At 63.6% G+C, this 24,436-nt stretch carries 23 protein-coding genes and 1 other RNA gene; 10 read left to right on the forward strand and 14 right to left on the reverse strand.

Annotated features, from left to right (window positions below):
- Positions 1-197 precede the first annotated feature (197 nt).
- The 8 genes from IB263_RS09990 to IB263_RS10025 form a co-directional block, all read right to left on the reverse strand.
- Complete coding sequence (locus tag IB263_RS09990; protein ID WP_034792627.1) at positions 198-584, reverse strand: ACT domain-containing protein; 387 nt, start codon at positions 582-584, stop codon at positions 198-200.
- A 6-nt stretch (positions 585-590) separates the two neighbouring features.
- Positions 591-776: a DUF2065 domain-containing protein gene (locus IB263_RS09995; protein WP_034792618.1), complete on the reverse strand. Its 186-nt coding sequence runs from the start codon at positions 774-776 to the stop codon at positions 591-593.
- Between the two features lie 7 nt (positions 777-783).
- Positions 784-1,704 carry a protease modulator HflC gene (hflC, locus tag IB263_RS10000; RefSeq protein ID WP_060515963.1) on the reverse strand — a complete coding sequence of 307 codons (921 nt, stop codon included), beginning with the start codon at positions 1,702-1,704 and terminating at the stop codon, positions 784-786.
- A complete protein-coding gene (hflK, locus tag IB263_RS10005; RefSeq protein WP_034792611.1) occupies positions 1,701-2,819 on the reverse strand; it encodes an FtsH protease activity modulator HflK in 1,119 nt (372 codons plus the stop codon). Before hflK ends, hflC begins: the two co-directional genes overlap by 4 nt.
- 156 nt (positions 2,820-2,975) lie before the next feature.
- Positions 2,976-3,512 carry a dihydrofolate reductase gene (locus IB263_RS10010; protein WP_192438440.1) on the reverse strand — a complete coding sequence of 179 codons (537 nt, stop codon included), beginning with the start codon at positions 3,510-3,512 and terminating at the stop codon, positions 2,976-2,978.
- Positions 3,505-4,110, reverse strand: a complete 606-nt coding sequence (locus IB263_RS10015; protein ID WP_060515961.1) for a glutathione S-transferase — start codon at positions 4,108-4,110, stop codon at positions 3,505-3,507. Before IB263_RS10015 ends, IB263_RS10010 begins: the two co-directional genes overlap by 8 nt.
- 166 nt (positions 4,111-4,276) lie before the next feature.
- Complete coding sequence (locus IB263_RS10020; protein ID WP_192438441.1) at positions 4,277-5,071, reverse strand: thymidylate synthase; 795 nt, start codon at positions 5,069-5,071, stop codon at positions 4,277-4,279.
- Between the two features lie 99 nt (positions 5,072-5,170).
- Positions 5,171-5,479 (reverse strand): DUF2853 family protein, encoded by a 309-nt coding sequence (locus IB263_RS10025; protein WP_060515959.1) that lies wholly within the window; start codon positions 5,477-5,479, stop codon positions 5,171-5,173.
- Between the two features lie 146 nt (positions 5,480-5,625).
- On the opposite strand from IB263_RS10025, the gene ssrA reads away from it, so the two are divergent.
- The 5 genes from ssrA to IB263_RS10050 all read left to right on the forward strand — a co-directional run bounded on the left by ssrA (position 5,626) and on the right by IB263_RS10050 (position 8,351).
- Positions 5,626-5,984: a transfer-messenger RNA gene (gene ssrA / locus IB263_RS10030) on the forward strand.
- A 138-nt stretch (positions 5,985-6,122) separates the two neighbouring features.
- A complete protein-coding gene (locus tag IB263_RS10035; protein WP_090294299.1) occupies positions 6,123-6,635 on the forward strand; it encodes an SspB family protein in 513 nt (170 codons plus the stop codon).
- Positions 6,636-6,653: 18 nt separating this feature from the next.
- The gene (locus IB263_RS10040) at positions 6,654-6,860 is read left to right on the forward strand and encodes a DUF4169 family protein (RefSeq protein ID WP_034792596.1); all 207 of its coding nucleotides are present in this window, start codon (positions 6,654-6,656) and stop codon (positions 6,858-6,860) included.
- An 88-nt stretch (positions 6,861-6,948) separates the two neighbouring features.
- Positions 6,949-7,185, forward strand: coding sequence for a ribbon-helix-helix domain-containing protein (locus IB263_RS10045; RefSeq protein ID WP_192438442.1), 237 nt, complete (start codon positions 6,949-6,951; stop codon positions 7,183-7,185).
- 377 nt (positions 7,186-7,562) lie between these two features.
- Positions 7,563-8,351, forward strand: coding sequence for a hypothetical protein (locus IB263_RS10050; RefSeq protein ID WP_192438443.1), 789 nt, complete (start codon positions 7,563-7,565; stop codon positions 8,349-8,351).
- A gap of 73 nt (positions 8,352-8,424) precedes the next feature.
- On the opposite strand, the gene IB263_RS10055 is transcribed toward IB263_RS10050, so the two are convergent.
- The 3 genes from IB263_RS10055 to IB263_RS10065 form a co-directional block, all read right to left on the reverse strand.
- On the reverse strand, positions 8,425-9,759 hold the full coding sequence (locus tag IB263_RS10055) for a TadE/TadG family type IV pilus assembly protein (protein ID WP_060515958.1): 1,335 nt from the start codon (positions 9,757-9,759) through the stop codon (positions 8,425-8,427).
- Positions 9,760-10,219: 460 nt separating this feature from the next.
- The gene (locus tag IB263_RS10060; RefSeq protein WP_371813590.1) at positions 10,220-13,936 is read right to left on the reverse strand and encodes an AsmA-like C-terminal region-containing protein; all 3,717 of its coding nucleotides are present in this window, start codon (positions 13,934-13,936) and stop codon (positions 10,220-10,222) included.
- 254 nt (positions 13,937-14,190) lie between these two features.
- On the reverse strand, positions 14,191-15,597 hold the full coding sequence (locus IB263_RS10065; RefSeq protein ID WP_192370989.1) for an FAD-linked oxidase C-terminal domain-containing protein: 1,407 nt from the start codon (positions 15,595-15,597) through the stop codon (positions 14,191-14,193).
- Positions 15,598-15,912: 315 nt separating this feature from the next.
- On the opposite strand from IB263_RS10065, the gene IB263_RS10070 reads away from it, so the two are divergent.
- Together IB263_RS10070 and IB263_RS10075 are read left to right on the forward strand one after the other, a co-directional pair.
- On the forward strand, positions 15,913-16,173 hold the full coding sequence (locus IB263_RS10070) for a hypothetical protein (RefSeq protein WP_060515956.1): 261 nt from the start codon (positions 15,913-15,915) through the stop codon (positions 16,171-16,173).
- A gap of 186 nt (positions 16,174-16,359) precedes the next feature.
- Entirely contained in the window at positions 16,360-16,791 is a 432-nt protein-coding gene (locus tag IB263_RS10075; protein ID WP_034792578.1) for a DUF1772 domain-containing protein, read from the forward strand.
- Between the two features lie 27 nt (positions 16,792-16,818).
- Here the strand turns inward: IB263_RS10075 and IB263_RS10080 are convergent, their stop codons facing one another.
- Positions 16,819-19,929 carry an efflux RND transporter permease subunit gene (locus IB263_RS10080; RefSeq protein WP_060516170.1) on the reverse strand — a complete coding sequence of 1,037 codons (3,111 nt, stop codon included), beginning with the start codon at positions 19,927-19,929 and terminating at the stop codon, positions 16,819-16,821.
- Positions 19,930-19,988: 59 nt separating this feature from the next.
- A complete protein-coding gene (locus IB263_RS10085) occupies positions 19,989-21,170 on the reverse strand; it encodes an efflux RND transporter periplasmic adaptor subunit (RefSeq protein ID WP_034792575.1) in 1,182 nt (393 codons plus the stop codon).
- A gap of 317 nt (positions 21,171-21,487) precedes the next feature.
- Between IB263_RS10085 and IB263_RS10090 the strand changes: the two genes are divergently transcribed.
- Positions 21,488-22,309: a cyclase family protein gene (locus IB263_RS10090; RefSeq protein WP_034792573.1), complete on the forward strand. Its 822-nt coding sequence runs from the start codon at positions 21,488-21,490 to the stop codon at positions 22,307-22,309.
- 198 nt (positions 22,310-22,507) lie between these two features.
- Here the strand turns inward: IB263_RS10090 and IB263_RS10095 are convergent, their stop codons facing one another.
- Entirely contained in the window at positions 22,508-22,822 is a 315-nt protein-coding gene (locus IB263_RS10095; protein WP_034792570.1) for an EthD family reductase, read from the reverse strand.
- A gap of 345 nt (positions 22,823-23,167) precedes the next feature.
- On the opposite strand from IB263_RS10095, the gene IB263_RS10100 reads away from it, so the two are divergent.
- Both IB263_RS10100 and IB263_RS10105 read left to right on the forward strand, forming a co-directional pair.
- Entirely contained in the window at positions 23,168-23,812 is a 645-nt protein-coding gene (locus IB263_RS10100; protein ID WP_060515953.1) for a hypothetical protein, read from the forward strand.
- 124 nt (positions 23,813-23,936) lie between these two features.
- Positions 23,937-24,344, forward strand: coding sequence for a carboxymuconolactone decarboxylase family protein (locus IB263_RS10105; RefSeq protein WP_060515952.1), 408 nt, complete (start codon positions 23,937-23,939; stop codon positions 24,342-24,344).
- Positions 24,345-24,436: the final 92 nt, after the last annotated feature.

Below are 24,436 nucleotides of genomic sequence, written 5' to 3' on the forward strand. Positions count from 1 at the left end.
CTCGACCGAAACCGTCGGCCGGGCTTATGCGGCAGATTTGACAAACGCAAGCCGCAAGACCGCGACGTCCGACTTTCCTCTGAAGATAAGGCGGAATTCGGAAGGGTCCAAACACGATTTCCTGATCCTTGCGCGCACGGGTGCGAAAGGACGGGCGTTCCCGGCCGAGCCTTTAGGTCGAGGCCGGGCGTGGCTGATCAGGTGGTGAGCTCGTGGCCGTGGTCTTTCAGCGCCTGGACCGCCTTGTCGAGATCGGAGCCGGCAACGAAGATGTAGTCGGTGCTGAAGGTCGAATTGGCAAAGACGCCGACGCCGGCATCCGAAAGCGGCCGGAGCACCGAGGCGAGCACGCCAGGCACGTCAAAGGCAAAATGCTGCTCGACGCGGAAGCAGCGCCAGCCGAGCGAACTCTGGACGCTGGACGGCACGCGGGCGGCCCGGCAGACCAGTGTCATCTCCTCGCGCGAGCTCGACACGGTCCAGAAGCCCGGCCCCGGCAGCCATTCCGGCATGCTGGAGCCGATATTAAGGCGGGTGATGGCGTATTCGGCATCGACCAGCCGGATCAGCAGTTTATGTGGCATTTCGCATTATCCTCGAAGCAACCATACAAGTCCGACCCCGGCAGCCACGCAAACGAGCCCCGCCAGTCGAAGCTGATGTTCGGGGACATACGGCAAACGCTTCGCCATTTCCACCAAAACCAAAGGGGCCAGTGCGTACACCAGCCCCTCGATGATCAGGAAAAAAGCGAATCCTGTCAGAAAGTCTGACATCGCCCGCCTAGTTTCCGGTCGCTGCTTGAGGTGCCGCGGCCGGCGGAGTGCCTTCCGAGTTATTGAAGTAACGGAAGAATTCCGAATGCGGCGAAAGCACCAGCGTCGTGTCCGGGCTACCGATCGACTGCGTGTAAGCGGTCATGGAGCGATAGAACTCGAAGAACTTCGGATCGCGCGCAAAGGCGTCGGCAAAGGTCCTTGTGCGTTCGGCTTCGCCTTCACCGCGCAGGATTTCCGAATCGCGCTGGGCCTCGGCCACGATTTCGACGACCTGACGGTCGGCAATCGCGCGGCGGCGCTGGCCTTCTTCGTTACCGCGGGCGCGGATCAGTTCCGCTTCCGCCAGACGCTCGGCCTTCATGCGGTCGTAGGTCTGTTGCGAGACCTCCTGCGTCAGGTCGGTGCGACGGATACGGACGTCCTCGATGTTGAGGCCGAGCGACTCCGCGTCGGTTTTGAGGTCGGCGCGCACTTCGCGCATCATCGACGCACGCTCGTCCGAAAGGGCAGCCTCGAAGCCACGCAGACCGTAGACACGGCGCAGCGACGCGTCGAGACGGGTCCTGAGACGCGATTCCGCCGAGTCGCGATCGCCCGAGACCGTCTCGCGGAAGCGGCGGGGATCGGAGATCTTGTAGACGACGAAGGCATCAACTTCATAGAACTTGCCGCCCGAGACCTGGACACGGATGTTGTCGAGGTCGAAGCGCAGTGCCTGGTCTTCGACGTACTGGACGCGGTCGGCATCCATGAAGGCGAAGGGCAGCTTGAAGTAGAGGCCCGGCTGGCTCTTGACGTCCTTGATCTGACCGAAGCGAACGACGATCGCCTGCTGGCGCTCGTTGACGACGAAGACCGAGGAATAGATGCCGACGAAGACGACGGCGAGCAGGATCAGGATAACGGAGGTACGATTGTTGATCACTGGCCTGCTCCCGAAACTGCTGCGGCGCCCGACGTCGTCGGACGACCGATTTCATTCAGCGGCAGATATGGCAGTACGCCCTGCCCGTTCTTCTCGTCGATGATGACCTTCTTCGACTTGCCGAGAACGCCCTGCATGGTTTCGAGATAGAGACGCTTGCGGGTAACGTCAGGCGCCTTGGAGTACTCGTCATAGACGGAGATGAAGCGCTGCGCCTCACCCTGTGCTTCCTTGACGACACGGTCCTTGTAGGCGGCCGCCTCTTCGCGGATCTGCGCACCCTGACCGCGTGCCTTACCGAGCACCTGGTTGGCATACTGGTTGGCTTCTTCGACGAAGCGGTCCTCGTCCTGTTCGGCGCGCTGCACTTCGTCGAACGCATCGGCCACTTCGCGCGGCGGTGCGGCGTCCTCGATGGCGACCGTGTTGACGGAAACGCCGGTGCCGTAGGTGTCCATCGTTGCCTGAATCGTGCTCTTCACGTCCGCGGCGATCGCCTGACGGTTGTCACGGAAGATGTCCTGCGCCGGACGGCGACCGACGACTTCGCGCATCGCGCTTTCGGCCACCTGCTGCAGCGTGTCGGACGGGTTCTCGACGTTGAAGAGGTAAGCCTTCGGATCGGTGACCGAGTAAAGAACCGAGAACTGGACGTTGACGATGTTCTGGTCGCCGGTGAGCATCAGGCCGGAATTCGACTGGCCGCTCGAGCGCCCGCCGATGTTCTGCTGCTGCTCGGTGATCTTGACGAATTCGACGGTCTCGAATGGCCAGAAATGATAGTGCAGGCCAGGCATCGAGATCTCGTCCTTCGGCTTGCCGAAGCGCATCTCGACGCCGCGCTCGTCCGGCTGCACCGTGTAGATCGAATTGATCAGGACAAAACCGACGATCAGCAGGCCGATAATGGCGAAGACGCCACCATTGAAGCCGCCGGGAACGACGTTCTTGAGCTGGTCCTGGCCACGGCGAATGATCTCTTCCAGATCCGGAGGGCCGCCCTTGCCGCCACGCGGCCGGTTTGGCCCCTGGCCCCAGGGACCCCCCTGATTGCCGCCGCCACCGCCGCCGCCCCATGGGCCACCGCCGCCGCCATTCTGATTGCTCCAGGGCATCAAAACCTCTCTTTTGAATACTTCCCACGCTGAACGGCCGCGCCACCGCACGGTCGTTCATGATGTGAAACCGTTATAGGTATCACCCGCACCGCTTTCAACGCGATAGACCCGAGTTCACCGTAAATGGTTCAAAATAGTTGACGATCCGCCGCGTCAGGCTGTCGCACGCCGCTTAAAGGTGACGAAATGCATGGCGTGGCTGTCCTTTTCACCCTGCGGCAGGTCCTCTTCGAAGACCTTCTCGAAAATGCCGGGATCGATGTCGGGGAAGCGCGTGTCGCCATCCACGGTCGCCTGCACCTCGGTCACATGCAAGATATCGGCACGCACGATCGACTGGCGGTAGATCTCGCCGCCACCGATCACGCAGATCTCGTCCACGCCCGCGGCCTCCGCCTCTCGGCCGGCAAGCGCTATGGCCGCATCGAGCGACGGGACGACGCTTGCCCCTTCCGCCACAAAATCCGCGTTGCGGGTGATGACGATGTTGGCGCGGCCGGGAAGCGGACGCCCGAGCGACGCCCAGGTCTTGCGCCCCATGATCACGGGCTTGCCGATCGTCAGCGCCTTGAAGCGCTTGAGATCGGTCGAAAGCCGCCAGGGCAGATCGCCGTCACGGCCGATGACGCCGTTTGCGGCAACGGCGACGACGATCGATATCTTCGGGTGGGTGGTCTTCGTTTCAGTCATGGAACCCGTTCGGTTTGCTGTCGATTTCTCTGGCGCGGTCATAGGCTGCCCGGTCCGTTACCACGCGGATGTAGCGATCGACGACCGTGCTTTCCGGCAGGATCTTGCGCATCCACTGCAGCGCGCTTGCCAAAAGCAGATCGGCGGCACTCATCGTTTCGCCGAGCAGATAGGTCCGTCGGGTGAGCACGTCGATCACATGGGCGCACATTTCGCTGTAGAGCCGCGCCTGCGCCGGGTTGTTGATGGTCGCGCCGGAAATGTGGGCAAGCGCCGTCGGCTCGATCACCCCCGCGTAATAGGCAAGCCAGGAGAGATAGGCGCCACGCTCCTTGTGGCCGGGCGGCCGGCCGAGGCTGCAATCGGGATAAAGGTCGGTGAGATACTGCACGACGGCAGCCGACTCCCAGATCACCGCGCCATTATGGATGAGCGCCGGCACCTGCTTGTGCGGATGCGGGTTGTTGTCGTCGGGCTCGCCCGAGCCGTCCCAGCGGCGGATCGAGACGTAGCGGATCTCGTATTCCGCGCCCAGCTCCTCAAGCAGCCAGACGATGCGCGAGGATCGCGACAGCGGCGCATGAACGAGTGTGAGCATCGATACCTCCCTTGGACGACAGCCCTCCCCGGCCGCCCCTCACCTTGGATTGCCGGCCCCTGCGCGTGCGAGCGACGGAAGCTCCTGCCCTGCCCGAAGGGTGGCGCGGCATCGGCATCGAGAAGAATTCAGAATGCGGACCGGCCACCCGCAGCATCAGGATATGTCAGACGGCGATCGGCGCCTTGATGGATGAATTGGCTTCGTAGCCGACGAGCGTAAAGTCTTCGAAACGGAAGGAAAAGAGATCTTTCACGTCTGGATTGATTTCCATCCGCGGCAGCGCCTTCGGCGTGCGGGTGAGCTGCAGCCGGGCCTGTTCGAAATGGTTGTGGTAGATGTGCGCGTCGCCAAGCGTGTGCACGAAATCACCCGGCTTCAGGCCCGTCACCTGCGCCACCATCATCGTCAAGAGCGCATAGGAAGCGATGTTGAAGGGCACGCCGAGGAAGATGTCGGCCGAGCGCTGGTAGAGCTGGCAGGAGAGCTTGCCGTCGGAGACGTAGAACTGGAAAAGGCAATGGCAGGGCGGCAGCGCCATCTCGTCGACGAGCGCCGGGTTCCAGGCCGAGACGATATGGCGGCGGGAATTCGGGTTGGTCTTCAGGCTTTCGACGAGGCCGGCAATCTGGTCGATATGGCGCCCGTCCGGCGCCGGCCAGGAGCGCCACTGGTAGCCATAGACCGGGCCGAGGTCGCCGTTCTCGTCTGCCCATTCGTCCCAGATGGTGACGCCGTTTTCCTTGAGATAGCGGATATTGGTGTCGCCCTTCAAAAACCACAGCAGTTCATGGATGATGGAGCGCAGGTGCAGCTTCTTGGTCGTCAGCACCGGGAAGCCCTCGGAGAGGTCGAACCGCATCTGGTGGCCGAAGACTGAGCGCGTGCCCGTTCCCGTCCGGTCGCCGCGGTCGGATCCGTTGGTCATCACATGGTCGAGAAGGTCGAGATATTGCTGCATGGTCTGGCGCCGCCGATTCGTACTTTCGCTAAATTTAGGACGAAGCCGGCGGCGAACCAATGACCACGGGACGATTATCCCGGATAATTCGGCGGGGAGCTACAAGGTCTGTAGCTTGCCGAGGTTCTTGGCCACCAGATAATAGAAGGTGACGCGCGATTTCGACCGGTCCGCCGACATCGCCTTGACGGTGGCGTCGATCGCGCCGTCCGCATCGGCGCCGCTGATGCCGAGCTTCTTCTCGCACCATTTCTCCTTGACCCGCTCGAGCTCCTTCGGATCCGACGCCGAAACGAGCGAGGAATCCCGGTTGCGAAGCGCAATGCCAAGGTGACGCACGATCTTGTTCACGATCGCTTCGTCGGCGCCGCTGTCGTATTTCTGCACATCTGCGAGGTAGTCCGTCATGAGGCCTCCAGCTTGCTTTGCTTTTCGAAACTGCGGCCGGAGATTGCCGGCCGCATGGCAGCAGCGGGAGTTTTTCATGGATGCCGGTCAAGTCAAGGCGGTTCGGCACCGGGCAGTCCGGGAGAAAGTCATATATCCGACACATCCCCCTTTTCTTGGGGCCCGGAAAGACCTATATGAACTCTGCCGTCTTCGGGCGGCTATGGCAATAAACGGGCGATGAAATAAACCCATTGGACCCGGGGGCGGTACCCGGCGCCTCCACCAAAAACCGATCAGAATCGATCGGCTTTTGATGGGGGCGAAATAGGATCGACAAGGGCGTAAAGATCGACTTTTTGCTCGGCATTGTACCACCGTTATCGGGCTAAACTTATAGTTGCAAACGACAACTATGCTGAAGCACGTCTCGCTGCTTAATCGCGGTGCGACACTTCAAATCAAGTCCTTCCGGGTAGCACCGTAAGGCGGGGTCCGAAGGCACCTGGCAACAGAAGCCTTCACCTTCTCCCCCGCTTCGAAATGGTCTATAGATGCTTGAATAATTGACTCGTCTGCTTCAGACGGGCAATGAAAAGCCGACGGCTTGACCTCCAAGCCGACAGCAGACAGTAGATTGAGTTCGAGGAAAGACGGGACGCTCATGGGCCAGGACCACATCCGCTACGACATTCTGGCACAGGACGCACTGCGCAGCGTCATCCGAAAGGTCCTGACGGAGGTTGCCACCACCGGTCACTTGCCGGGAGAGCATCACTTCTTCATCACCTTTCTGACCGGCGCGCCGGGCGTGCGCATCTCGCAGCACCTGAAAGCCAAGTATCCCGAACAGATGACCATCGTGGTCCAGCACCAGTTCTGGGAGCTGAAAGTCACCGAAATCGGCTTCGAAATCGGCCTCTCCTTCTCCGACACGCCCGAACGGCTGGTGATCCCGTTCAACGCCATCCGTGGCTTCTACGACCCGTCGGTCAATTTCGAACTGGAGTTCGACGTGGCGGCCGGCGAGGAAGAAGAACAGGAATCGGCGGAGATCACCGCCTATCCCGTTCCGGAAGACAATGCCGAGACCTCGGCCAAGGACGACAAGCCCACCGAGCCGAAGAATGGCGGCGGCTCCGTCGTCTCGCTCGATTCCTTCCGCAAGAAGAACTGATCCGAGGAGCCGCGGCTCATGACCGGAGACGTCGTCAATCTGCGCCAGTTCCGCAAGCGTCGCGAGCGCACGGAAAAGGACAAGCAGGCCGAGCAGAACCGCATCTCCTTCGGCCGCACCAAGGCCGAGAAATCCCTGACGAAAGCGCTGAACGACAAGGCGGAGACCCGCCTTGACCAGGGCCGCATCGAGCGCCCTGCCGAAGGCGACGTCGACAAGGACTGAGCCCGCAAAAGCGATTCCGGAGCAAGGACTTGCGGCAGCTTCCGGACTCGAAATGCCAATTCCTTGAATCAGTCTCTAAGGCCGGGCGATGATCCGTAAGCATTCCGCAACGCTCCACGGCCACCGCACCAGCTTCTCGCTCGAAGACGCCTTCTGGCAGGAGCTGAAGACGATCGCCGAAACGCGGGCGGTGCCGCTTGCCCAGCTGATCGCCGAAATCGACGACCAGCGCACGCCCGACAGCAACCTCTCCTCGGCACTGCGCGTCCATGTGCTCGAATGGCTGAAATCGCAACGCTCGACGCACTTGCCCGACGAGACCTGAGCTCCCGCCGTCGATGGCCAGCACGGCCAGAATTCGCGGCCAGAATTCGCCCAAGGCCTGTCACGTCAAAGGGCTAGTCGCGAGACATTGAGCCCTTGTTCTCACGCGCCGTTGCCGCACGAGCGCTGTACAGTGTCGGGCGACAGGCATTGGCGGATCCAAGACAACTGTGTGGCCGATGCAACAGCGCGCGGCATTTGACATGCCCCGCTTCGCCGTTTCCGGCCAAAACAGTTGTATTCGAATAAACTTATATAACAATACCCACATCGGGAGGCGGCGACTTTCCGCTGCCCTTGTGTTCGAGAGTCTGTAGTGCGCAATTCCAGACGGGCCCGTCTCTCGTTTCAGGGATTGTCTCAAGCGGGAGGCGTTTCATGAGTATCCCTACACGACTGGGCCTAACGGCCTGCCTTGGCCTTTTCTTCGCCCTGCCGACCCACGCGGCCGACATCACGCCGCTGATGGCGCCCGCGGCCCCCGTGGAAGAAACCGAGAGCGGCTGGCAATTCACCTTCGCGCCTTATTTCTGGATGGCGGGCCTCTCGGGCGACACGGCGCAATTCGGGCTCCCGACCGTTCACATCGACTCCAGCTTCAGCGACATCTGGAGCAATCTCGACTTCGCCGCCATGGCCACCGTCGAAGCGCGCAAGGACCGCTTCAGCGTCTTTGGTGACTTGATCTATACGAAGCTCTCCGGCGACGGCAAAGCGCGCGGCGTCTTCACCGATACGGTCGATGTGGAATCGGAGACCTTCGCCGGCCTCATCGGCGTCGGTTACACCGTCTTTGAGGATCAGAACTCGCATCTCGACGTGGTCGGCGGCGCCAGGATCTGGTCGGTCAACACCACCATATCCTTTCAGGGCGGCCCGCTCGACGGTATCAGCCGCGATGACCGCAAGACTTGGGTCGACGGCATGGTGGGCGTGCGCGGCAACTACTTCTTCACCCCGGAGATCTACCTGACCGGCTGGGGCCTGGTCGGCGCCGGCGGCGCCGACATCGACTGGGACGTCGGCCTTGGCCTCGGCTACCGTTTCAACGACACGATCTCGGCGATCGCCGGTTATCGTGCGCTGGGCGTCAACTACGACAATGACGGCTTCATCTTCGACGTGGTCCAGCAAGGTCCAATCCTCGGACTGTCCATCCGCTTCTGAAGGCAAGGCGCGCCTGGACACCGGCAAGCGATCCGCCGCCGGCCCAACGGCCGGTGGCAAGACGCGTCCGTCGTTATCGCACCAGCCGGATCGCGCCGGGGTTGTTGATCGTGGTGTTGGCCAGCACCGCCTTGCAATCCAGCTTGAAGCTGCTGTTGCCGATCATGGTGATTTCCTGGGCGACGATGCGCACGCATTCACCGCCGGTCGATCCGTTGCCGGCATACTGGATCTCGCGCGACGCCGGCATGTAGATGATGCCGGCGAGCGACGAGGCGCTGTTGCCGTTGATGGTGGCGCTGGCCGTGTTGTTGCGCCCGGCGACGATCGAGAAGCCGGCCCAGTCGCCGGTCGTCGGCGCGCTGACCTGGAAGGTCGCCCCGCCGTGAATGTCGAGCTGGGCGCCGTTCAGGAGGAAGAAGGTTACCCCTTCGGCGCTCACCACCGACTGGCTGGTGAACTTCAGGCTACCGCCGTCGATGATGTAGTTGCCGGGTCTCAGAAGAACCTTGCCCTTGATTTCGAGATCGCCATAGGTGCCAGGCTTCAGCTCGACGCGGTAGGTGTCGGGCGCGTTGTTCGGCGTCTTGCCGGTGCCGTTGCAGTCGCCGTTGCCGCCACCGCCGCCGACGAAATTCTGCCCGCAGCCAGCAAGGCTCACCCAGCCTGCCGTGGTCGGCATTTTCTTCGACCGGAAGGGGTCGGCAATTGGCGTCACCTCCTCTACCGCCTTGCCACAGGCAAGCTGCAAGTTGGCGAGCGTCGCGGACACCTTGCCGGCGGCGTAGAGACACTCGGCCTTGAGCGTGGCCGAGCCGCTGAGGTAGATCGACTGCGCGTCGGTCGAGTTCGACGTGATCGTACAGCCGGATGTGTCGACGCTCGCCCCGCCGCTGACCTCGAAGGCCCGGCTCGCCGTCGGGTGCAGCGCCAGAATGCAGGCCTCTCTCCCGGGCATGCGCGCGGCAACACTTTCCCGGTCGATCGTATAGGGCTGCAGCCCGAAGAAGAGCGGATTGTATTTCAACGCGTAGGCCGCGGTCGCCGTGGTCTCGACGCCGGCGGCGCCGAAGGCGATCTGCACCGGCGTGGCCGCCACCGCCACACCGCTCTCCGGGCCGAGCTGATCGACGATCTCCGGCTGGCCGAAATTCGCAAAGAAGACGTTGTTGGCGAGATCCCTGGCACTGGCCTCGGTCTCGCCCTCGCCGTAGGATTTGACCGCCGAGAAGGCAGCGGCATCGAGCGCCGTCTGCATCTTCGCGGCCTCGAGATTGATCCGCGCCAGGTTGATGGCGATCGACGCGGCACTCAACAACGGCACCGCTATCAGCGCGGTCAGAACGGTAAAGTTGCCGCGTTCGTCCGCAAAGATACGGGCGGCTCTCTTCCTCAAATTGTAGCGCATCTCTGATCGTTGCCCCCTCAGCAGACGGCGACGCGCCGCTCGGGTCAATCCGGAGCGATCGACGTCGTCCTTCCCATGCGCCGATTAAAGACGCGGCCCGCAAGCCGCACCCCCTGCCCCATCCAACGCAAATTGCTAATTTAGTGATCAATAGTGGAGGATGTGCTTCAGAATTCGTTAAAACTCTGCCGATCCCGTTCGCGCGCCACGATGCGCCGGAAACCAAGAGAATGCCCACCCGATAAAGGCATGTTCAAAATCTGAAGCCAGAGCATGTCGCGCAAAAGCGCGCAGCGGTCTTGGGATAACGACATGCGAAAAATCAAAAGCGCAGAGAGCGAAGCTGAAAGATCGCGACGCGCTTCAGGGCGCACAAGCCAAGGATGGGATCATGGCCGGATGCGAAGCACATCTCCGGCCCAGAAAGCCAGGGAGCGTCGTGCTCCGGCATAGTCACCGGCTACTGTACGGTAACGTCGGGCAGGACGTCGAAGTTGAGCCTCTGTCCGGGAGGGGTGCCGGTGGCACCGTCCGGTACGGTCTGGGGGGTCGGTCCCGTCTGCGGGATCGGCTGGCCCTGTCCGGCGCTGCGCGCTGCCTCTGCCGCCCGACGCGCGGCTTCCGCCTGTCGTTCCGCTTCGGCCTTGCGTTCGGCCTCTGCTCGCGCATCTGCTTCCGCCTTGAGGCGGGCGGCCTCGGCAGCGCCGGCTGCGCGCCGGCGTTCCTCGGCAACGGCGCGTTTGCGCTCCAGTTCTCTTGCCTCCGCCCGCGCCTTGTAAAGCGCAAGTTCGCGGCGCAGACGCTGCTTCTCCAGCACGTTCGCCTGCAGGATCTCGACCCGCCGGCGCTCGCGCTCGAAGGCGCGAAGCGACAGGAAGTTCGCGAGATCGGCAACGTTGAGATCGACGCCCGGTGCTTCCAGCAGGCCGGCATAGCCGATGCGCACACGCGGCTCGGCACCGGCAAGCGCCTCGTCACCCGGCCGGAAGGTCAGATCGATGCCGGCGTCGATCCGGCCCGCCGCAAGGTCCAGCGAAGCCTCGCCGGTCATCGCGGCATTGCCGTCGCCAGCCGTCACGTTCTGCGCCCGGAGCACCCCGCCGGCGATGCTGAAGGGTGCCTTGACGACGCCGACCAGCGATTGACCCGAGAAGATTGTCGCCTCCGCCGCACTTCTGATCGCGTCCGCCGAGATCTGCGTCTTCAGCGCATCGGCTGCCGCGATCAGCTGCGGCAGAGCTGCGCTGTTGATGCCGGCGAGCGTCATGCCGTTGAAGGTTGTGGTACCCGAACCGCTTGCCGAATGCGCCATCGCCTCGGGCGTCGCACCCGATGCCTCAAGTGCTACCGAAAGATCGAAAGTCCCGGTCGCGACCGGCGTGCCCGCATGGGCCCAGCCCGCCTGGGCCAGGTCGCCGCCCTTGACGTCCAGGCGCGAGCGCAGGAAGCCCGAGCCGTTGGCATTGCCGATCTGCACCCGCCCGGCGAGCTTGCCGCCCAGCCAGTCGCCGGCCGCATCGGTCAGCGCGACCTCGTCGCCCTTCCATTCCATCTTGCCGGCAAAGCTCGTGACCGCGCCATAGACGCCCGGCCAGAATTTCTGCGCCTGCACGTCCAGCGCCACGTTGAGCCCGGTCCAGGCAGGCTGCGCCAGAGCCCCCTTCGAGAAGGCCCCGTTCGTATCCTCGATCGGTCCGAGGACGCCCTCGCCGAGCCAGGCGAGATCGAGCGTGTCGAGCGTCAGCTGTCCGCTGGCCGCCCCCGGTGCCTTGCGGTCGATCGTCAGATTGCCGGTAAAGCCGTTGTGGTCGGCCTTGCCCTCGACAGTGGTCAGCGCAATTGTTTCGGGCGTTGTCGCGATATCGGCAGAGACGGTCAGCGGCAGGCCGCTGCCCATCTGCGGCAAGGCCACGCCCTGGAGCAGAAGATAGGGCTCCAGGTCCTGGGTCTGCAGCGTCACCTTCGCCTGACCTTCGAGGAAATGATCGCGGGAAAGATCGACGCTGCCCTTGGCGGCGAGCGACGTCTTCTCGGTCGTAAAGGTCACCGTGCCGTTCGCCGTCGGTCCGTCGGTGCTTTGCAGCTTGACGGAGAGAATGCCGTTGGCATCCGCATCGAAGGGCAAGGGATCGAAACCCGTCTGGCCGAGCAGAAGCCGCGTCTCCGGATTTTCGAGCGTCGCTTCCAAAAGCATGGCCTTGCCGGTCAGCGCCTGCGCCATGTCGGGCGCCTGGTAGCTGGCGGCGATCTTGGTACCGTTCGCGGTCCCGAAGATGCCGAAGGTCGCGGGCGCGTTGCCTTCCTTGTTGCCGGCCGTCAGCGTCACGTCGAAGGCCGTGTCGCTGTAATAGGGACCGGCCTTGATCAACTGCCGGAGCGCTGGATGATTGACCGCGTGGCGGCCGATCATTTCCAGAAACGGCGTCAGGTTCTTGGCGGCAAGCTTCATCTTGGCCGAGACGACGGGCTTTTCGAGGTCGCCGCTGGCCCGGCCGGAAAAGGCGAGCTGTGCGCCGGCGAGCGAGCCGATCGCCACGCGTTCGGCCTGGAGCTGGCCGTTCTTCAGCGTCAGCACCGCCTGCACGTCCTGCGCTTGCTCGCCGAAGGCGGAAAACTCGTCAGCCGAAAGATCGGCGGCAATCGCATGCTGCAGCAAGGTATCGGTGGAAGCGTCGCCCGCCACGAGCCCGGTCAGCGCCTGCAAGGCTTCGAAGTCGATGCGGTTACCCTTCAGCTGCAGCGAGAGGTTCGGTTGCTGGTCGGCGAAGGACTGTCGCTCCAGCCGCCCCTTGAGGCTCGCCTCGTCGGCCGCCACTTCGAGGTTCTCGAACTGCTGCAATGTATCGGTGAGGTTCACCTTGGCGGAAAAGCCGGCGGTCCTCAGCTTGCGGATCGCCGGATCGACCGAGCCCGCCAGCCAGTTGGCAAGGCCGGAAGGCTGGTTGGAGGCCAGCAGAAGGTCGCCGCGGAAAGTGCGCTGTCCCTTGAGGTTCAGCCGCCCCTTGGCTTCGAGCTGCGTGCGCCCCGGCAGCAGCGCCACGACATTGTCGATCACCCAGCCGGCGCCATCGGGCTGTACGTCGATCCGCACGTCGCGGACCGTCGTATCGCCGACGACGATCGCCGGCAGCTTCAGGCTGGCGCGGCCGGGCACCTGCGGGATGGGAATTTCGGCGGCGATCGCCAGCATGGCTTCGAGCCGCTGGCGCATCGAGATCGCCGGATCGCGGCCGGTCTTGTTGTTGCGGCTCGGGCCGATGCGGCTGACGTCGATCTGCTGGCCGTCGGCGATCAGCAGGAACTTCTGGTCCTTGCCGGTATCGAGCGTTGCCTCGCCGGTGACCACATAGGGATCATCCGACGGGCCGATTTCGAAGCGATATTCCGGGACGCGGATGCTCTCGTTGGTCAGCTGGAAGTTGCCGTTTATGCGCAGCGGCGCCCGCCCATCCGCATCCTTCGTCTCGGCCTGCGGGCGGTTCTCCGTCAGCGTGAAGCGGCCGCTATAGACCGGCCTGAAATCGACGATGCGCAGCGAACCGTCGGTCTCGACGCCGAAGGGACGCTTGTCGGGCGTTACCCGCGCCTTCAGGCTGAGCGTACCCGCCTCGTCCACTTCGTTGCTGGTAAAGGAGAAACTGCCGGCTTCGCCATCGAGCGCGGCGCGCCCCTCAACCTTCCAGGGCCCGGCGAGCGTGCGGGCCGAAATGTCTGCGGCAAGTCCGCTCACGCGGCGGGTGCGGCCGGTCTGCTCGTCGACGAATTCGACCTGGCCATTGGTGATCTCGACGTTTTCAAGCACGACGGTCTTGGCCGGGATCGAGGCCCGGCGGCCCCTCGCCCAGTCGAGCGTACCGTCGGGCAACAGGCGCACCTTGGCCCGCGGACGATCGAGCTTCATGTCGAAGATCAATGCCTCGCCGCTCAGGAACGGCGCAAGCTCGGCGCTCATCGAGAACTGCGCCACCTGGATCAGCGGGTCGCCGTCCTCGGCGGCGCCGACGCGCACGTCGTTGAGCGTCACGGTTGGGAATGGGATCAGCCGCGCATCGACGCTGCCATGTACGACGACGGGCTTGCCCATGATGCGGCTTGCCTCGCGCTCGAACTCCTTGCGGAAACCCGTCCAGTCGATGAACCACGGGGCGATCAGCGCCGCAAAGAGCGCAACGACCACAAGTCCACCGACGGCAAGAAGAATTCGCGAAAGCACCGTGCCTATATTCCCATTCCGTTCATCGGCGCATCCGCGCCGCAAATCGATTTAAGCGCCAGAAACCGGCGCCCGGCTGCAGCGGCGCTGATGGCGCCGTAGCATCCTTGATTTGCCGCATAATTCCCTAGGGGTCGATTCCGACTTTGAGAATTATGCAGTATCACACTTTGTCGCCGGCGCATTGTCCCAAAAAACGGCCCGTCGCGCGTCTCACCTCAAGCGAAAATCTTGCCCGGGTTGAAGATATTGTCCGGATCAAGCGAGCGCTTGATCTGGCGCATCAGATCGAGCGCGTCGCCGAGTTCGGCCTCAAGGAACGGCATCTTGCCCTGGCCGATGCCGTGCTCGCCGGTGCAGGTGCCGTCCATGGCGAGCGCCCGCGCGTTCAGCCGCTCGACAAAGGCCTCGGCGCGCACAACGTCAGCCGGATCCTTGTCGTCAAACAGCAAGCCGACATGAAAGTTTCCGTCGCCGGCATGGCCGACGATCGGCGCCGTCAGCCCGTGGGCGGCGCTATCTTCCTGCGTTGCCGCCACGCATTCCGCCAGCCGCGAGATCGGGACGCAGACATCGGTCGACAGGATCGCCGCGCCCGGGATCAGGCTTTTTTGCGCCCAATAGGCATTGTGCCGCGCCTTCCAGAGCCGCGCCCGCTCCTCCGGATTGGTGGTCCAGAGGAAGTCGCTGGCGCCGAACTCCGAAGCGATCTCGCCAAACTGGCGCGCCTGTAATTCGACACTCTCGGGGCTGCCGTGGAATTCGACGAAGAGCGTCGGCGTCTCCTGATAGGAAAGGCCGGAATAGCCGTTGCAGGCCTTCATCTGCAGCGCATCGAGCAGTTCGATGCGCGCGACCGGAATGCCCGACTGGATGGTGAGGATCACCGCATTGCAGGCGTCCTCGATCGTCGGGAACGGGCAGACGCCGCCGGAAATGACCTCCGGAATACCCTGCAGCCTGAGCGTGATCGAGGTGATGATGCCGAGCGTGCCTTCGGCGCCAACGAAAAGCCGCGTCAGGTCGTAGCCGGCAGAGGACTTGCGCGCCCGATGCGCCGTGCGGATCTCGCGCCCGTCAGCGGTCACCACCGTCAGCGCCAGCACATTGTCTTTCATCGTGCCGTAGCGCACCGCATTGGTGCCCGACGCCCGCGTCGAGGCCATGCCGCCGATCGAGGCGTTGGCGCCGGGATCAATCGGGAAGAACAGGCCGGTGTCGCGCAGGTAGGTGTTGAGCTCCTCGCGGGTGATGCCCGGCTCGACGCGGCAGTCGAGGTCCTCGGCATTGACCTCGAGCACCTTGTTCATACGCGAGAGATCGACCGAGATGCCGCCATGGGGGGCGTTGATATGCCCTTCGAGCGAGGAGCCGGTGCCGAACGGGATCAGCGGCACCTTGTGTCGCGCGGCGATCTGGACGATCGCGCGCACGTCCCCGGCGCTTTCGGCAAACAGCACGCCGTCGGGAAGCTGTGCCGGAATATAGGTGGTGGTGTGAGCATGCTGGGCGCGGATCGCCTCGCCCGTCTGGAACCGGTCGCCGAAGCGGGCGGAAAGGTCCGCCTTCGCCGCCGCAATCCCCGCCTCGTTTCTCGCGCCAGCCCTGATCGCCTTCAATGCCACGGAAAACGCCCTTCCTCTTGCATTCGCCACGCTGCCTTTTCGATGTTCGGGAAGCGCAGTCATTTCAAGGCGCTACTGTGCAAATCGGAATCACTTTGTCCAGACGCTCGCGCACTTCCCGGTCACAGTAGCGCAGGAAAACGCCTGACGTGAGACCGGAGTGTCACAAGACTGTATGACAGCGTGGAAAACACCAACGCTGAAAAGCCGACACGATATGTCCCCGTTTGCCGAAATGTCATCTCCACACCGCGCCGCGCGGTGATCCGCTCGGGAAGTCCTTGCGTATAAATGCCGAGCGGAAGGACGTGTGACGTGCTTGGAGAGATCGGCAGAAAGCGACTGATGATGCGGTTGCCGCACTTGAGGGGCAGCATCGCGTCGGCATCGTCAGATTGCATGATTGAGCTGTTCTGCAGTTATGAACTCGCGGTCAACATGCGGGACGCACTCGTGTTGGGCGGCGGCCGCCCGGATCTCGCTGACGAGTACCGGCAGATCTGCCTCGAACTCGAAGAAGAGGTGGAGGTCGTGCTCTGCGCGACGGCGCTGGCCGTGCGGCGTGACGGCACATAGGGCGGGCCGGTAGACAGAGGGCCTTGCAAACGGCAAGCCGCGTCGCACCACATTTGCTGCTGGCAAAAGTCACGCCTCAGACCGACCAAACTCCGGTACTGCTACGTATGAGAGCGAAACGGCAGAAAACACCTGCCGTTTCGTGAGCCTTGGATTATGATGGAGGCGTGAAGGAAGGAGAGGCAAATGCTGGGTCTAACCGCTTTGCTCACCGCGTCGGTTTTCTTCGGCGCCGCCATCTACATCACCTGGGCAGAACAGCCCGCACGGTTGCATCTCGATGATCGCGCCGCACTCGTGCAGTGGGTGCCGTCCTATCGGCGCGGCTTCGAGATGCAGGCGACGCTCGCGCTCGTCTCGGGCCTGTTCGGCGCCGGTGCCTGGGGACAGACCGGCCATGTGCTGTGGGGGCTGGGGGCCGCGATCATCATCCTGAACTGGCCCTATACGCTGCTCTTCGTGATGCCGGTCAACCGCCAGCTGGAGGCAGTCCGGCCGGACGACGCCGGCCCGGAAAGCCGAGATCTCCTCGGTCTCTGGGGCAGGCTTCACGCCGGGCGCAGCGCGCTCGGCGGGCTGGCGGCAGCGATCTTTCTCGTTGCCGCCGGGCTAGAATAATAAGCCGTCGCGCGACGGCCGTTCCGGCTAGCGCACCTCCAGCGCTGCCGCCGCGTCCATTTCCTCGTGCAGCTTGCGCTCCTCGTCCGCATGCGGCTTGGTGAAGCGCGCGATCACCAGATAGGCGACCGGCGTCAGGTAGAGGGTGACGATCACCGCAAGACCAAGACCGCCGACGAGCACCCAGCCCAGCGCGATGCGCGCCTCGGCGCCCGCGCCGCTGGCAAGCACCAGCGGCACCGCGCCGACGATGGTGGCGATCATCGTCATCATGACAGGGCGCAGGCGGATGTTGGCGGCATTCTCAATCGCCGAGCGCACGTCCTGGCCGCGGTCGCGCAGCTGGTTGGCGAATTCGACGATGAGGATGCCGTTCTTCGCCATGATACCGACAAGCATCACGAGGCCGATCTGGCTGTAGATGTTGAGCGTGTTGCCGGTCATGATCATCGCAAAGACCGCGCAGGCAAGCCCCAGCGGCACCGTCGACATGATGATCAGGCCGCTGACGAAGCTTTCGAACTGGGCCGCCAGCACCAGGAAGATGATGACGAGCGCGAAGCCGAAGGTGACGAAGAGGCCGTTGGCGTTTTCGTTGAGCGTTGCGGCTTCGGCAAGCGGCATGATCCGTGAGCCCGGCGGCAGAAGCGGCTCTGCCATCTGCTCGACCATGGTCAGTGCCTCGCCGAGCGCCAGATCGGACTTGAGGCCGGCCGAAAGCGAAACGGCGCGAAGCTGCGATTCCCGCGACAGCTGCGGCGCCACCGCCATCTCCTCGACGCTGGCGATCGTCGACATCGGCACGATCTTGCCGTCACCGGCCTTGAGGAAAATGTTCTGCAGATCGGTCGGGTCGTTGACCGGGTTGGTCGAGGACAGAAGCTTCACCGGATAGGATTCGCCGTCGACATAGACGTCGACGACGCTGTTGCCGTCGAGCATGGCCTGCAGCGCCCAGGCAAGGCCGCCGATATCGACACCCATGTCGGAGGCGCGCTCGCGGTCGATGGTGATCGAAAGCTGCGCCTGGTTGGCCTCGTAGTTGAGGCGGACGTTTTCGAAGCGGCCGGTGTCTTCCATCTGGCGCACCAGCTTTGCCGCCGCATCACCGAGCTTGTTGTAGTCGTTGCCGACGAGCGCCACCTGCAGGCCGCTGCCGGCGCCGCGAATGCCGAGACTGTTCGGCTGCATCGCAAAGACGCGAACCGAAGGAATGCGCCCGGTCACCTTGTTGATGTCGGTGACGATCTCCTGCTGGGTGCGGTCACGCTTGTCCCAGGGAGCGAGCGTCAGCACCATGAAGCCGCTGTTGACCGAACCGCCCTGCCCGGAGATCGAGAAGATGTTGTCGATCTCGCCGGATTTCACCAACGGCTGCAAACCGTCCTCGATGCGGCGCATCTGTGCCTGGGCGTATTCGAGCGAAACGCCCTGCGGCGCGTTGATGCGCATCATGATCTGCGAGCGGTCCTCCGTCGGCGTCAGCTCCGATTTCAGCGTCAGGAAGCCGGCAGCCCCCATGGCGGTGAAGAAGCCCGCGACGACGAAGACGATCAGCGGCGAGTTGAGGCAGGCGCGCAGCGTCACCCGGTAGAACCCGGCCGCCCGCGCACCGAACCGCGCCATCGGCCCCGGCACCGTATGCGTATCCTTCGTCAGCATGCGCGAGGCGAGCATCGGGCAAAGCGTCAGCGACACGAAGGAGGACAGGAGGATCGCGAAGGCAAGCACGAAGCCGAACTCGCGGAAGAGACCGCCGGTCTGGCCCGGAAGGAACGAGAGCGGCACAAAGACGGCGGCAAGCGTCGCGGTCGTCGCCAGCACCGCGAAGAACACTTCGAGCGTGCCGTGAACGGCCGCCGCGCGTGGTCCAAGCCCCTCGGCGCGCCTTCGCACGATGTTTTCGAGCACCACGATGGCGTCGTCGACGACAAGCCCGGTCGCAAGCACGATCGCGAGCAGCGTCAGGATGTTGATCGAGAAGCCCGCGAGATAGATCGCCGCCACCGTGCCGATCAGCGCGATCGGCATCGAGATCGTCGGGATCAGCGTCGCCCGCCAGTCGAGCAGGAACATGTAGATGACCAGCGTCACAATGAAGACCGCAACGATCAGCGCGATTTCCACCTCGTGGATAGCGCCGTTGATGAAGACGGCGTCATCGCTGGTAATGCGGAGCTGCGTACCCTCGGGCAGGATCTGCGTCTGGATCGTCTCGACGACCTTGCGCACGCCCTCGGAGATATCGACGGTGTTGGACTGCGCCTGGCGCACGATGCCAAGGCCGATGCCCTGGCGGCCGTTGGAGCGCAGCGCCGTCGTGCCGGTGTCGGGACCGAGCGTGACGGTCGCCACATCGCGCAGGCGCACATTGTTGACGAGGATCAGGTTTTCGAACTGCTCCGGCGTCTGCAGGTCGGCGGTGGCGCGTACCGAGATGTCCTGGCTGGCGCTCGTCAGCTTGCCGGCTGGCACGTCATAGGAGGCATTGGCAAGCGCAGTGCGCAGGTTTGCGACCGTCACGCCGCGCCCGGCGAGCTTCGCCTGGTCGAGGTCGATGCGGAAGATCTTCTCCTGGTCGCCATAGACGGCAACGTCGGCCACGCCTTCAACGGCGGCGAGCCGGTCGCTGATCTCGTTTTCGACGAGCAGCGTCATGTCTTCCATCGACATCGTATCGGAGGTCAGCGCCAGCCGCATGATCGGCTGGCTGTCGGCATCGGCTTTCACGATGCTCGGCTCGTCGACATTGTCGGGAAGCTGGTTGCGCACCCGGCCGAGCGCGTCGCGAATGTCGTTGGAAGCCTGGCCGATATCGGTCGTGTCGGAGAACTGCAGCGTCACGCGGCTGCGGCCGAAGGACGAGGTCGAGGAAATGTCGCGGATGCCCTGCACGCGCGACACGGCCCCTTCGACCACCGAGGTCACCTCGCGGTCCATGGTCTCGGGTGCGGCGCCATCGAGCGTTGTCGTCACCGAGATGACCGGCTGGTCGACCTGCGGCAGCTCGCGGATCTCGATGCCGTTCCAGGCCGCAAGGCCGGCAACGACGATCAGCGTATTGACCACCAGCGCGAAGATCGGCCGGCGGATGAAGAGCGCGGTAAAGCCGGTCTTGCCGCGTTCGCGGGCCGACATCTGGCCGCCGGCGCTGCCTTGGCCGGCACCATGGCCGCTTGCCTGACTGTCGCCGCCGCTCACTTGGTTTCCTCCGCAACCTTCTGCGGTTCCTGCTTGTTCTCGCGGCCGGCGATGCGCACGGCGCCGCCGTCGCGCAGGCGCTGCACGCCTTCGGTGACGATCTCGTCGCCTTGCGACAGTGCGGCGTCCACCAGCACCTTGTCCGGGTTGCGCTGAATGATCTTCACCGGCACCTTCTCGCTCTTGTCGCTGGAGACGCGCCAGATATAGGAGCCTTCCGAACTCCACTGGATCGCCAGCGGATCGACCGTCGGATAGGTGTCGCCGTCAAAGGCCACGGTGACCGAGAAGGACATGCCCGCCCTCAGCTTGTCGTCGGGGTTTTCAAGCCGTGCGCGCACGCGCAGCGTCCGGCTCGCCTGATCGAGGCGGTTGTCGATCGCGTGGATCGCACCGTCGAGCTGGTTGCCCGGCTGGGCGATGGCGAAGGCGGTGACGGGCTGGCCGACGAAGATCTTGTTGGCGAAGCGCTCGGGCACCCAGAAATCGACGAGGATTTCCGAGCGGTCGTCGACGACGGCAATCGGCGTCGTGGTCGTGACGTAGTCGCCGACATTGACGGTGATGATGCCGACGACGCCCTTCGACGGCGCCACGATGTCGCGGCGCTTGAGGTCGAGCTCTGCGGTCTTCAGCGCCAGTTCGGCGGTCTGCATGGCGATTTCGGCGTCACGCACGTCCACGGCTGTTACCGCGCGGGCGGTGCTCAGGTTGCGGTAACGCTCGACCTTTTCGCGTGCGCTGTCACGTGTCAGCCTCGCCTGGTCGGCAGCAATCTTCTGGTCGTCGCTGTCGAGCTTGGCAATGACCTGACCCTGCGACACCTTTTCGCCGGAGCGCACGAGGATTTCGGTGAGGTTGCCGGTTGCCGTCGGCGTCACGGTGACGGAATGGATCGCCTCGCCGTTGCCGATCGCGTTCAGCCGGTCGTTGACAACAGACGTGCCCGAAGGCCGGACCATGACGAGAATGGCGTTGTTGCCGCCCTGCCCGCGGCCATTGCCGCGTTCGCCGCCCTCGCCGCCACCGGCGCCGGGCTTGGACAAGGCATCAATCAGCGGATGCGAAACACCAATCGCCGCCAGCGTTTCACCAGCACCAGGCACAAAACGCACCCAGACGGCTGCGCCCACGAGAAGCACAGCGGCGCTCACCGCAAGCTGTTTCCAAACCCGCATTCAAGTCTCCGAATTAAACATAAAACACGCCCCAGCGCGGCGCGGCCGGCGGTTCGTTCCGATTGTGCGCGGAGTATCCCTGTTCGCGCGTGTCGGGGCAACGACAGAATACCATCATTACGCAATTGTAATAAAAGCGAATTTGTTGGCGGGATGATGACGCACGGGGGCTTCGCTCGACGCCTCGCAGCTTTGTCCAGAAATTCACTAGAGAATTACCGTTTACAGCCGCCGACACTGCGCTATCCTGCAACCGCCGGCAGCGTGTTTCGGCCGGCTTTGCGCCTGTCTTCAGGCCTCTTGGGGGAGAGAAGTCGATGTGCGATGCCTGTGTCATGGAAACGGTGAAAGAGCGCATGCTCTCGCGCCGCAGCTTCTTCAAAGCCGCCGCGGTCGGAACCGCGGGTCTTGCCGCCGCAAGCGTGGGCGCGGCCCCGCCGGCGCTGGCGCAGGGGCATTCAAGCGTCACCGACCTGACCCACGAGTTGCACGAAGATTTCCCGACCTTCTTCGGCCAGCAGCAGTTCTTCCGCGAGGAGAAGTTCAACTACGCCAAAGACAAGTTCAACATGTTCGAGCTCCGGGTGAACGAACACACCGGCACCCATGTCGACGCGCCCCTGCACTTCTCCGCCGATGGCCTCTCGGTCGCCGAACTGCCCGTCGACAAGCTGGTGGTGCCGCTGGTGATTGTCGATATCAGAAAGAAGGCTGAGGCCGATGCCGATGCGCAGGTGACGCCCGACGACCTCAAGGCCTGGGTCGCCGCCAATGGCGAGATCCCGGAAAACGCCTGCGTCGCCATGCTGTCGGGCTGGGGCGCGCATCTGGGCACGGACAAGTTCCGCAATGCCGATGGCGGCGGCAAGCTGCATTTCCCCGGCTTCCACGTCGAGGCGGCCAAATATCTGATCGAGGAAAGCAAGGCGGCTGGTATCGCCGTCGATACGCTGTCGCTCGACCATGGCCCCTCGCCCGATTTCGCCACGCATTATGCCTGGCTGCCGGAGGGTCGCTGGGGGCTGGAGGCAGCAGCCAATCTCGACAAGCTGCCGGTCAAGGGCGCAACCCTCATCCTCGGCGCACCGAAGCACCGCGGCGGCACCGGCGGCCCGGCCCGCGTCTTCGCGCTGGCCTAGGCCCCCGGCCTATAGAGCACAACCAGGTTTTGGCTGAAGCGAGCCTGACGAGAGCAAGGTCGTTTACGCTTCGACGGCAACCACATGTTCCCGATCGTCGACCAGTTCCGCACTGGCTGCGTCACCATGGATCATGGTGCGCCAACGCTACGCCGATTGCGGGAAGGTCAACGGCTACGCCTGACGCGCCAAAGCACCCTACCCTCCAACGACTTCGCTGATCTGCACGATGGGCGCGATGTCCGTATAGTTGGCGACGTCCGCGGCAATCTCGGCGCGGTGGGGACCTAACGCCTCCTGGAATGTCTCGAGGCTCGGCGAGTAGACGTGGCACGCCGCGACGAACCCCGGCGCGCTTCCAGGCTCGCGACCCGCAAGGCCCTTATCGATCTCGTAGCGCAGGCAGGCATCGCCGAGCCGTTCCTGGATCAGTGGCATGTGGCGGGTGCGGTAGTAGTCGTGATCGAACTTCGAGCCGCCATCGGCCGGATAGTAGACGCTCATCTTGATCATGGTCGGGCTCCTGCCTGAACGCCGCTCCGAGCGTTCGAAGCTTCTTCTAGGTCACCGACCTGTAGAGCACAACCAGGTTTTGGCTGAAGCGAGTTTGACGAGAGCAAGGTCGTTTTCGCTGTGCTTGTCGAAGCCGGTGACGACGGCACGGAAGTGCCTGAGTGCTGACGAAGCGTTCGACGAGGTTGCGATAGCGACAGAGGAAGGTGCTGACGGACGGGCATCGTTTGTGGGCGGCAACGATGCCGCGGGGTTGATCGAGCGCGGCAAAGGAAGGCGCTTGTTTGCGGGCAAAAGTCTTCGGGAGTATCTTGGGCAGCGGTACGGACAATGGCGGGGGTCGTCATGGGGCCGCATGCATTTTGCCTGACATTCGCACTCGTCTCCATGGGCCTGCTTCTTGCGGGGTGTCAGACCGTGACTGTCCAGGCGGACGACAAGACCGGCCCGACCACGAAACTCGAAATCACCGGCATCCTGGATGACCATGGCAATCCCGACCCGGTCTTCAACGACAGCAGCTGCTGCAACCGCCGCCGAAGTGTTCCCGATCTGGCGCCCCTGACGATTGCAGCTTCGGCCGAGGACCCCGAAAGCGGTGTGCGCGACATTGCCGTCTGGATCTGGGCCATCAAGCGGTGCCGCTACGACGACAGCACGGCAGATTTTCAGATCACGCAATCGACCGTGGCCGCTGCAGGCACGGCTTCGGGGACGTACCCACCCGGCAGTTCCGCGCCGCTCAGCCGCAGCTCGACGGCAACCGTTCGCATGGCCGACACGCCCTATGGCGCCTGCAACCCCAAGACCGTCACTGACGCCAGTGGCCAGACGCGCGTGGTTGCCGCGCAGCCGACGGGCTTTTGCGGCCGCAGGGTCTTCATCGTCACGCAGAACGGCAACGCCTATCAGGGCTCGAGCAAGGGCGTGCTGTTTACGACCGGGCCCTTCGGCACGAACAATCAGCCCTGCAGCGAAATCCCCAACTGAACGCATCGGCGACGGCTTCCCCAAAACGCAGCGCTGGCAATCGCCGCGACGTCGGCTATCGTCACCGCTTCAGGCGACCGGCCGGCCCGCACACAACCGCCGAGAACAACAGCGAAGGAGCCCCATGAGCACCGTATCCCCGCCTCAGAACCCGGAAGCCGATCCGCGTGTCAAAGCCGTGTTCGACGACATTCGCACCACCCGAAAATCCGACTTCATCAACAATATGTGGCTGTGGCTCGCCTTCGATCCGGAGCTCCTGGAACAGACCTGGCGCGACGTGAAGACGGTGATGGCAACGCCCTCGGCGCTCGATCCGCTGGTCAAGGAGATGCTCTATATCGCCGTCTCCGTCACCAATGGCTGCGGCTACTGCGCCCATTCCCATACGGCGGCGGCAAGGGCGAAAGGCATGACCGACGCCGAGCATGCGGACCTGCTCAGGGTAATCTCGCTTGCCGCCCGCACCAACCAGTTGGCGACGGCGCTGCAGGTGCCTGTGGATACCGCCTTCGACAAGACAAAAGATTAGTCCGCGCGACCAAGAATAAGCGGTCTCGAAATCGCCTGTCTTTCCACAGGCTTGGTGCGGCTGGCGCAGAAAACGGAATAAAAGAAGAACAT

Origin of the sequence: Ensifer sp. ENS03, assembly GCF_014852035.1 — a bacterium.
Taxonomy (GTDB): Bacteria; Pseudomonadota; Alphaproteobacteria; order Rhizobiales; family Rhizobiaceae; genus Ensifer; species Ensifer adhaerens.

Bases quoted from the DNA above. Each gene is read 5' to 3' on its own strand.
- IB263_RS09990 (WP_034792627.1), bottom strand. From the start codon at position 584: ATGCCACATAAACTGCTGATCCGGCTGGTCGATGCCGAATACGCCATC.
- IB263_RS09995 (WP_034792618.1), bottom strand. From the start codon at position 776: ATGTCAGACTTTCTGACAGGATTCGCTTTTTTCCTGATCATCGAGGGG.
- hflK (WP_034792611.1), bottom strand. From the start codon at position 2,819: ATGCCCTGGAGCAATCAGAATGGCGGCGGCGGTGGCCCATGGGGCGGC.
- IB263_RS10010 (WP_192438440.1), bottom strand. From the start codon at position 3,512: ATGACTGAAACGAAGACCACCCACCCGAAGATATCGATCGTCGTCGCC.
- IB263_RS10015 (WP_060515961.1), bottom strand. From the start codon at position 4,110: ATGCTCACACTCGTTCATGCGCCGCTGTCGCGATCCTCGCGCATCGTC.
- IB263_RS10020 (WP_192438441.1), bottom strand. From the start codon at position 5,071: ATGCAGCAATATCTCGACCTTCTCGACCATGTGATGACCAACGGATCC.
- IB263_RS10025 (WP_060515959.1), bottom strand. From the start codon at position 5,479: ATGACGGACTACCTCGCAGATGTGCAGAAATACGACAGCGGCGCCGAC.
- IB263_RS10035 (WP_090294299.1), top strand. From the start codon at position 6,123: ATGGGCCAGGACCACATCCGCTACGACATTCTGGCACAGGACGCACTG.
- IB263_RS10040 (WP_034792596.1), top strand. From the start codon at position 6,654: ATGACCGGAGACGTCGTCAATCTGCGCCAGTTCCGCAAGCGTCGCGAG.
- IB263_RS10045 (WP_192438442.1), top strand. From the start codon at position 6,949: ATGATCCGTAAGCATTCCGCAACGCTCCACGGCCACCGCACCAGCTTC.
- IB263_RS10050 (WP_192438443.1), top strand. From the start codon at position 7,563: ATGAGTATCCCTACACGACTGGGCCTAACGGCCTGCCTTGGCCTTTTC.
- IB263_RS10055 (WP_060515958.1), bottom strand. From the start codon at position 9,759: ATGCGCTACAATTTGAGGAAGAGAGCCGCCCGTATCTTTGCGGACGAA.
- IB263_RS10075 (WP_034792578.1), top strand. From the start codon at position 16,360: ATGCTGGGTCTAACCGCTTTGCTCACCGCGTCGGTTTTCTTCGGCGCC.
- IB263_RS10080 (WP_060516170.1), bottom strand. From the start codon at position 19,929: ATGTCGGCCCGCGAACGCGGCAAGACCGGCTTTACCGCGCTCTTCATC.
- IB263_RS10085 (WP_034792575.1), bottom strand. From the start codon at position 21,170: ATGCGGGTTTGGAAACAGCTTGCGGTGAGCGCCGCTGTGCTTCTCGTG.
- IB263_RS10090 (WP_034792573.1), top strand. From the start codon at position 21,488: ATGTGCGATGCCTGTGTCATGGAAACGGTGAAAGAGCGCATGCTCTCG.
- IB263_RS10095 (WP_034792570.1), bottom strand. From the start codon at position 22,822: ATGATCAAGATGAGCGTCTACTATCCGGCCGATGGCGGCTCGAAGTTC.
- IB263_RS10100 (WP_060515953.1), top strand. From the start codon at position 23,168: ATGGGGCCGCATGCATTTTGCCTGACATTCGCACTCGTCTCCATGGGC.
- IB263_RS10105 (WP_060515952.1), top strand. From the start codon at position 23,937: ATGAGCACCGTATCCCCGCCTCAGAACCCGGAAGCCGATCCGCGTGTC.